The following is an 8025-nucleotide window of genomic DNA, read 5'->3' as shown; positions in this document are numbered from 1 at the left end:
CCCGCGTTGATCAGGTCCGGGTCCACGTCCGCGTCGGCCGGGTAGGGCCCCACGCCCAGGATCCCGTTCTCGGACTGGAGCACCACCGCCCGGCCCGCCGGGACATGGTTGGGCACCAGGGTCGGCAGCCCGATCCCCAGGTTCACGTAGCTCCCGTCGGCCAGCTCCAGGGCCGCCCGGGCGGCCATCTCCTGCCGGGTCAGTGCCATGGGTCAGCCCTCCCTCTGGCCGGCGGTGGCCGGCTCGCGCACGGTGCGCTTCTCGATCCGCTTCTCCACGTCCGGGCCCACGATCACGACCCGGTGGACGTACACCCCGGGCAGGTGGACCTCGTCCGGGTCCAGCGCGCCGGGCTCGACCAGCTCCTCGACCTGCGCGACGCACACCCGGGCGGCCATCGCGGCCAGCGGGGAGAAGTTCCGCGCCGCCTTGTTGAACACCAGGTTCCCGTGCCGGTCCCCCCGGATCGCGTGGACCAGGGCGAAGTCGGTGGTGATCGCCTCCTCCAGGACGAACTCCCGCACCCGCCCGCCCAGGGCGAACGAGCGGACCTCCTTCGGCGCCGACGCCACCGCCACCCCACCCGCGCCGTCGTACCGGCGCGGCAGCCCACCCTCGGCGACCTGCGTGCCCACCCCCGTGGGCGTGAAGAACGCCGCGATCCCCGACCCGCCCGCCCGCAGCTTCTCCGCCAGCGTGCCCTGCGGGGTCAGCTCCACCTCGAGCTCCCCGGCCAGGAACTGCCGCTCGAACTCCTTGTTCTCCCCCACATACGACGCCGTCATCTTCGCCAGGCGCCCCGCCCCCAGCAGCCGGCCCAGCCCCCAGTCATCCACCCCGCAGTTGTTCGACACCACCCTCAAGCCCCCAGTGCCCCGCGCGAGGAGCGCCTCGATCAGCGCGACCGGGTTGCCCGACAGGCCGAACCCGCCCACCGCCACCGACGCGCCGTCGAACACATCCGCCACCGCCTCCGCGGCCGAACCCACCACCTTGTCGATGCCTGCCATGCCGGGTGCTCCTCGTCGTCGGGGGGCTTCAGGTTGCGTGCGTGTCGCTGTGCTGCCGGGCTCATGGTGCCGGATTGCCGGAACCTTGACGGCCGATATGGCGCTGGTCGGTGGCCGCGGCGTGGCGGGCGGCGTCGCGCGGGCTACGGCGCCCACCACCTCCCGCGCCACGGCCGCGGCGCCGGGCGGCGTCATGACGATCGTGTAGTGGTTGACGTCCGGGACGTCGGTCACCCGCAAGGCCGGCAGGCGGGCGGCCCACCTGGCCACGTGCTCGGGCTCGTAGAGCGGGGCGGCGTCGAGCAGGCCGCGTGGGGCGCGCAGGAACACCGTCGGGGTGGTCAGCGCGTCCAGGGCCGGCAGGAGCGACGCCCCGGTGAACAGCTCGCGCTGGTCACCCATCATCGCCCCCGGCCGCGCCGACGAGCGGAACCCGGAGCCGGCGGGCTCGAGGTCGTAGTCGAAGTACGCCGCGACGGCGTCGCTCCAGCACCCCGCGAACGCCGGGTGGACGCGCCAGAACTCCTGGTACTCGGCGCGGTCGGGGAAGGTCATGGACAGCCGGTCCGCCGCGGGGCCCAGGGTCGCGGCCATGGCGGCATCGGCGTCGAGGCCCGGGGGGAGCGCCAGCGGCAGCCCGCCGTCGGCGAGCACGAGCGCGCTGACCCGCTCGGGGTGGCGGTGCGCGAGGACCATGGCGGCGAACGCGCCCATCGAGTGCCCGACGACGACCGCGCGGTCGGCGCCGACGTGCGCAAGGAGGGCGGCGGCGTCGTCGGCGTGGCGGGCCATGCCGTACGGCGGGGGCAGGGCGTTGCTGCGCCCGCGGCCACGCAGGTCCGGTGCGACGACGCGCACGCCCGGGAGCTGCTCGACCAGGCAGGTCCACGCCAGGTGCGTCGCGGTGATGCCGTGGATCGCGAGCACCGTCGGCACGGGGCCGTCCGCGCCGGCGGGCTGCCAGACGCCGGCGCGCAGCGAGCCGCCGTCGACGCGGGCGTCGACCGCCGAGTACGTGTGCGTGCTCATGACCGTCCTTCCAGCTCGGTGGGGGAGAGGGCGCGCTCGATGAGGTGCATGGCCGCCTCGAAGACGTGGGTGGGGACGCCGTCGGGCGCGACGCCGGCGCTCGGCTCCGGCCCGGTGCCCGGTCCTGGGACCGCCCCGGCACCCGCCGCGGTGCCGCCGGTGCCGCGGGGCCAGAGCACCCAGCGCATCCCGACGAGCTCGCCGATGCCCATGAGGGCCCAGGCGGTGACCTCCGGGTCGACGTCGGCGAGCTGGCCGTGCTGCTGGGCGGACCGGAGGCCGGCGACGTAGCCGGCGGCGATGCGCTCGTAGTGCAGGCGGAACACGTCGGGGGCGACGAACTCGGCCTGGCGGATGACCCGGTACAGCGCCGGGTTCTCGGCGGTGAACCGGAAGAAGGCTCGGAACCCCGCGCGCTCGGCCGCCAGGCGGTCCGTCTCGGCGCTCGAGGCCTCGAACATCGCCTGGCGCACGCGCGAGTTGAGGTCCTTGACGACCTCCTCGAAGATCTCCTGCTTGGAGGAGAAGTACAGGTAGAACGTGCCCTGGCCGACGTCGGCGGCCTCGGTGATCTTCACGATCGAGGCGTCGTGGAACCCGCGGGCGGCGAAGACCTCCGTTGCGACCTGCAGGATCTTCGCGCGGGTCCGGGACCCGCGCGCGGTGCGGGGCAGGCTGCTCATCGGGGAACCCCCGTGTCCCCGGCCACGGCACGGGGCGCGGCGACCGCCGTCGCCTCCACCGGCACCGCAGCACCGTCGAACGTCGCAGGACCGTCGAACGCCGCCGCGCCGTCGTCGGCCCGCGGGGCGTCGGCCGGTGCCGCGCCGTCGACCGGTGGCAACGCTCCGCGTTGGACCTTGTGCAGCGCCGTGCGGGGCAGCCGGTCCACGAAGCCGACGCTTCGTGGCGCCTTGAACGCGGCGAGCCGCGTGCGGCAGTGCTCCATGAGCTCCTCCTCGGACACGGCCGAGCCCGGCGCGCGGACCACGAAGGCGTGGCCCACCTGGCCCCAGCGGCGGTCCGGCACACCCACGACGGCGACCTCGGCGACGCCGGGATGGCAGCCGAGGGCCTGCTCGACCTCGGCGGGGGAGATGTTCTCCCCGCCCGAGATGTACATGTCGTCCAGCCGGTCCACCACCCGGAAGTAGCCCTCCGCGTCCCGCTCGACGAGGTCCCCGGTGCGCAGCCAGCCGTCCACCACAGCCGCGGCCGTGGCCTCCGGGTCCCGGAAGTACCCGGCGAAGACGGCGGGCCCGCGCACCAGCAGCTCCCCCTGCGCCGGGCCGTGCAGCAGGGCGCCGGTGGCCGGGTCGGCGACGGCGACGTCGACGTGCGGGTAGGGCTTGCCCACCCAGCCGATGCGGGACGGCGCGTCCCCCGGGGGCAGCGCCAGGACGTTGGGGGAGGCCTCAGTCAGCCCGTACCCCTGGATGATGCGCACACCGCGGGCGCGCCACCGGTGCAGCAGGGCCTCGGGCATCGGGGCGCCGCCGACGACGGCGTGGGTGAGGCTGGACAGGTCCGTCCCATCGAATCCGGGATGGTCGGCGAGGAGCTGGTAGACGGTGGGGACGCCCATCATGGTGGTCACGCCACGGTCGGCGAGCAGCTCAAGCATGCGGGCGGCGTCGAGCTCGGGCTCCAGGAGGACGGTGGCGCCGGTCCACCAGGCGAGCAGGGGCTGGATGTTCCAGCCGCCCACGTGGAACTGGGGGAGCACCGACAGCACGACGTCCTGGCTGGTCATGCCCGTGCCGCCGGACAGGGACAGGTTGGTCCAGAAGCAGTTCGCGTGCGTGAGCAGCACCCCCTTGGGTGCCCGGGCCGTGCCGGAGGTGTAGACGAGCAGCAGCGGGTCGTCGTCGGCCACGGCGCGGTGCGGCTCGGGGGCGGCGCCGTCCGTCCGGGCCGGGCCCGGCACGTGGAGCTCGACGCCGTCCGGCCCGAGCAGCTCCACCGGCGGCGCGGCGTCGAGGTGGGCCAGCGCCGCCCGGGCCGCGCCGGCCAGCGCGGCCTGCACCAGCACGAGCGCGGGGCGGGCGTGACGGAGCTGGTAGGCGAGCTCCTCCGCGGCGAGGCGCCAGGACATCGGCGTGAGCACGAGCCCTGCCTTGGCGCAGGCGAAGAAGAGCACCACGTGGTCGGCGCTGTTCCGGGTGAGGGTCGCGACCCGGTCGCCGCGCACGTACCCGGCGCGCAGCAGCCGCTCCGCCAGGGCGAGGGCCCGGGCGTCGAGCTCGGCATAGGTGAGGGTGGTCCCGCGCTCGTCGACGGCGACCTTGTGCGGCGTCAGGCGCGCCCGGTCTCGTGTCCACCTGCCCAGGGTGTGGGGGCCGGGCTCGCCGGCCGGGGGTGCGAGGACGCTCACGCCGGGTCCTCCAGCCGCTCTCGCGCGACGGCCTCACGATCGGCGGCCCCGCGATCGGCGGCCCCGCGGCGGGAGGCCGGGCGTCCGGGGGCCCGGCGGCCGACGTCGCCCCCGCGCCGCGCCCGCGGCGCCGGGCGGGCGCCCAGCCGGTGGGCCGCGCCGGCGATCCCGCCGGGCATGAACAGCACGACGAGGATGAACAGGGTCCCGAGGATGAACAGCGGCTGGCTCAGCGGGACCCGCAGGACGGCCGGCAGGCCGGCCACGAGGTCCGAGGAGGCGAAGACGCTCAGGCGCTGGTCGAGCAGCGTGTAGACCACGGCGCCCACGACGGCGCCCCAGCGGGAGCCGACCCCGCCGAGCACCACCATGACCAGAACGGTGATGGTGAAGTCCGCCGACGTGATCGCCGGCACGGCCTGGGACTGCAGCAGGAGGTATCCCATGCCGACCACCGCCGCGAGGCCGGCGGCGATGACGAAGGTGAGCAGCCGGATGAGGAACGGCTGCTGGCCGATGACCCGCACGCGCATCTCGTTCTCCCGGGTGGCCTCGACGACGTGGCCGGCGCGCGAGCGCTGCACCCACGTGACGACGAGGTACACGAGCACCAGCACGGCGAGGGCCACCCAGTACATGCTGCGGATGTTCACCACGCCCACGAGCGCGTCGGGCACGTGCGCGGTGCGCAGGGCCAGTCCCTCCTCCCCGCCTGTGACGCCGCCGGTGTTGCGCCGCACGAGCACGTTGCCCGCCTGGGCGAAGGCGAGCGTGACCATGGCGAAGGACACGCCGCTGACCCGCAGCGAGATGGCCCCGACGACGTGGGCGAGCGCGATCGTCGCGACCAGCACCAGGGCCGCCGCCGCGAGCAGCGGCAGCTCGGTGCGCCCCAGCACGACGGCCAGGCCGTAGGCGCCGGCCGCGAAGTACAGGGCGTGCCCGAAGCTGAGCATGCCCGCCACCCCGTAGAGCAGGTGGTAGCTCAGGGCGAGGGCGGCGAACAGCAGGCACAGGGCCAGGAGCTGCATGGTGCCGGGGGTGTACGTCGGTCCGGGGAGCACCCCGGGGAGGTGGAGGTTGAGCAGCGGCAGGCAGAACATCACGAGGACGGCGCCGGCGCCCAGCAGCCACGGCGCCAGGGCGCGGCGGGGCGTGGCGGAGGGCTCCGTGGTGGCGGCGCGCTCGACGGCGGGCGCCGTGGCGTGGGTGGTCATGCCTTCGCTCCCATCAGTCCGGAGGGTCGCAGCAGGAGCACGACGGCGAGGGCGAGCACCGCGATCAGGTCGCCGACCCCCAGGTAGTAGTTGGCGAACTGCTGCGGGATGGCCACGAGCACGGCGGCCAGCGCCGCGCCGCCGAGCGAGCCGAGGCCGCCGATGACGGTGACGATGAACGCGAAGATCAGCAGGGTGGCGCCGATGTGGGCGGAGACGTAACCGAAGTACTGGGACGCGAGCACGCCGCCCAGCCCGGCGGCGGCACCGCCGATGGAGAACACCAGCGTGAACGACCGGCGCACGTCGATCCCCAGGGCGGTGACCATCGCCCGGTTCTCCACGCCGGCCCGGATGACCAGCCCGTAGCGCGTGTGGCGCAGGAACAGCACCAGCGCGGCGAGGACGGCGACCGCGACGGCGATGGCCAGGAACCGGTCGTTGGGCACCCGCGCGCCCGCGATGGTGGTGGTCGAGCGCAGCCACTCGGGCCCGGAGATGAAGATGGCGTCGGTGCCCCACACGCCCTCGAACAGGGCGACGGTGACCAGGCCCAGCCCGACCGTGACGAGGACCTGCTCGATGTGCCGGTTGTACAGCGGGCGGATCAGCAGCAGCTCGGTGACGGCGGCGATCACCGCCCCGGCCGCCGCGCCCGCCAGCATGGCCAGCGTGAAGCCCGACCAGCTGCTGGCGTCCACCCGCCGGGCGACCTCCCAGCCGACCAGGGCGCCGAGGGTGAGGAAGGAGCCGTGGGCGAAGTTCAGCACGCCCATGAGCCCGTAGATCAGGGACAGGCCCGAGGCCACGAGGAAGTACAGCGCCCCGAGCCCCAGCCCGGTGACCAGCAGCAGGACGACGGTGCTCACTGGTGGGCCTCCTGGGTCGGAGTGGGGGAGAGGGGCGCCTGCTCCTCGGCGTGGACGCCGAGGAGACGCTGGACGGCCGCGGGGTCGGCGAGCAGCGCCGAGGCGGCGCCGGTGTGGACGACACGGCCGGCGTCGATGACGACGACGTCCTGCGCGAGGCGCTCGATGACGGGCAGGTTCTGCTCGACGAGCAGGATTGGCACCGTGCGGGCGGCCTCCTCGAGGGCCTCGGCCACCTCGGTGACGATCTTGGGCGCGAGGCCCTTCGTGGGCTCGTCGACGAGGAGGAGGCGGTTGGTGTTCAGCAGCGCCCGCGCGAGGGAGAGCATCTGCTGCTGCCCGCCGGAGAGGGTGCCCGCCCGCTGGCCGGCGCGCGCGACGAGGTCGGGGAAGAGCTGCTCGACGAGCGCGCGGCGCGGCTGCGCGTCGCGCTCGGCCAGGCGCAGGTTCTCCGCCACGGTCAGGGTCCCGAAGACCTCGCGGTCCTCAGGGACGTACCCGATGCCCCGGCGCACGATCGTGTGGGTGTCCTCCCGCTCGATGCGCTCGCCGTCGAACGTGACCGTGCCGGCGCGGGCGACCAGCCCGAGGATGGCCTTGATGGTCGAGGTCTTGCCGACACCGTTGCGGCCCAGGACGGCGGTCACGCCGGTGGCGGGGACGGTGAAGGTGATGTCCTCGATCACCTGCTGCCCGCCGACCGTGGCGGAGAGGTGCTCGACCTCGAGGATGGCGCTCATACGGGGGCTCCCAGGTAGGCGCTCTGCACGCGGGGGTCGGCCATGATGGCGCTGGGCTCGTCGAGGGCGAGGATCGTGCCCTGGTGGAGCACGGCCACCCGCTGGACGAGGCCGAGGACGACGTCGATGTGGTGCTCGACCATCAGGACGGTGCAGCGGTGGTCGCGGTGCAGGCGGCGGATGACCTCCGAGAGGCCCGGCACGTCGGCGCGGGCGACCCCGGCCATGGGTTCGTCGAGCAGGATCACGGTGGGGTCCATGGCCAGCAGGACGGCGATCTCGAGCTTGCGCTTGTCGCCGTGGGAGAGCCCGCCGGCCGGGGCGCCCGCCACGCTGGCCAGCCCCACCTCGGCCAGGTGACCGGCGGCGATGGCGCTCGCGTCGTCGCCGGGACGGGGGAACCGCCACACGGAGAGGTTGCCGCCGAGGCGCCGCTGGGCGGCCAGCCGCACGTTCTCCAGCGCCGTCAGCCCCGGGAAGAGGCTGGAGGTCTGGAAGGTGCGGCCCAGCCCCGCCCTGGCGCGGCGGTGCACCGGCTCGTGCGTGATGTCGGTGCCCTCGAGGAAGATCCGCCCGGAGGTGGGCGCGTGGATCCCGGAGATCATGTTGAACAGGGTGGTCTTGCCGGCCCCGTTCGGGCCGATGACGCCGATCATCTCGCCAGGCGCGACGTCGAGGTCGACGTCGTGCAGGATCGTGGCGCCGCCGACCTGGAACCCCAGGGACTCGACGGTCAGAGCGGTGGTGCGCGGCATGGTGTCCTCTCGTGGTGGTCCGGGCCGGCGC

The 8025-nt window shown here is 74.5% G+C and carries 8 protein-coding genes and 1 pseudogene; all 9 read right to left on the bottom strand.

What is annotated here, in order from left to right; translation table 11 throughout:
• Positions 1 to 209, bottom strand: a 209-nt coding sequence (locus EJK16_RS02695; RefSeq protein WP_304999934.1) for a CoA-transferase, incomplete at its 3' end; no start/stop codon positions are given.
• 3 nt (positions 210 to 212) lie between these two features.
• Positions 213 to 1010 carry a CoA transferase subunit A gene (locus tag EJK16_RS19770; RefSeq protein ID WP_205739568.1) on the bottom strand — a complete coding sequence of 266 codons (798 nt, stop codon included), beginning with the start codon at positions 1008 to 1010 and terminating at the stop codon, positions 213 to 215.
• Between the two features lie 204 nt (positions 1011 to 1214).
• A pseudogene (locus EJK16_RS19765) lies at positions 1215 to 2039 on the bottom strand (alpha/beta fold hydrolase); the annotation flags it as partial.
• A complete protein-coding gene (locus EJK16_RS02685) occupies positions 2036 to 2722 on the bottom strand; it encodes a TetR/AcrR family transcriptional regulator (RefSeq protein WP_127126071.1) in 687 nt (228 codons plus the stop codon). The pseudogene EJK16_RS19765 and the gene EJK16_RS02685, both read right to left, overlap by 4 nt.
• Complete coding sequence (locus EJK16_RS02680; protein WP_127126069.1) at positions 2719 to 4413, bottom strand: class I adenylate-forming enzyme family protein; 1695 nt, start codon at positions 4411 to 4413, stop codon at positions 2719 to 2721. The genes EJK16_RS02685 and EJK16_RS02680 overlap by 4 nt, the downstream gene beginning before the upstream one ends.
• The gene (locus tag EJK16_RS02675) at positions 4410 to 5630 is read right to left on the bottom strand and encodes a branched-chain amino acid ABC transporter permease (RefSeq protein ID WP_205739564.1); all 1221 of its coding nucleotides are present in this window, start codon (positions 5628 to 5630) and stop codon (positions 4410 to 4412) included. Before EJK16_RS02675 ends, EJK16_RS02680 begins: the two co-directional genes overlap by 4 nt.
• Positions 5627 to 6499, bottom strand: a complete 873-nt coding sequence (locus EJK16_RS02670; protein WP_127126067.1) for a branched-chain amino acid ABC transporter permease — start codon at positions 6497 to 6499, stop codon at positions 5627 to 5629. The genes EJK16_RS02675 and EJK16_RS02670 overlap by 4 nt, the downstream gene beginning before the upstream one ends.
• On the bottom strand, positions 6496 to 7239 hold the full coding sequence (locus EJK16_RS02665) for an ABC transporter ATP-binding protein (RefSeq protein ID WP_127126065.1): 744 nt from the start codon (positions 7237 to 7239) through the stop codon (positions 6496 to 6498). The genes EJK16_RS02670 and EJK16_RS02665 overlap by 4 nt, the downstream gene beginning before the upstream one ends.
• On the bottom strand, positions 7236 to 7994 hold the full coding sequence (locus EJK16_RS02660) for an ABC transporter ATP-binding protein (protein ID WP_127126063.1): 759 nt from the start codon (positions 7992 to 7994) through the stop codon (positions 7236 to 7238). The genes EJK16_RS02665 and EJK16_RS02660 overlap by 4 nt, the downstream gene beginning before the upstream one ends.
• Positions 7995 to 8025 lie beyond the last annotated feature (31 nt).

It is taken from the genome of Georgenia sp. SYP-B2076 (assembly GCF_003991205.1).
Lineage (GTDB): Bacteria > Actinomycetota > Actinomycetes > Actinomycetales > Actinomycetaceae > Georgenia.
Note: the sequence above shows the minus strand (reverse complement) of the source record. Positions and strands in the feature narration are given on the sequence as shown.

Bases quoted from the DNA above. Each gene is read 5' to 3' on its own strand.
- EJK16_RS19770 (WP_205739568.1), bottom strand. From the start codon at position 1,010: ATGGCAGGCATCGACAAGGTGGTGGGTTCGGCCGCGGAGGCGGTGGCG.
- EJK16_RS02685 (WP_127126071.1), bottom strand. From the start codon at position 2,722: ATGAGCAGCCTGCCCCGCACCGCGCGCGGGTCCCGGACCCGCGCGAAG.
- EJK16_RS02675 (WP_205739564.1), bottom strand. From the start codon at position 5,630: ATGACCACCCACGCCACGGCGCCCGCCGTCGAGCGCGCCGCCACCACG.
- EJK16_RS02665 (WP_127126065.1), bottom strand. From the start codon at position 7,239: ATGAGCGCCATCCTCGAGGTCGAGCACCTCTCCGCCACGGTCGGCGGG.
- EJK16_RS02660 (WP_127126063.1), bottom strand. From the start codon at position 7,994: ATGCCGCGCACCACCGCTCTGACCGTCGAGTCCCTGGGGTTCCAGGTC.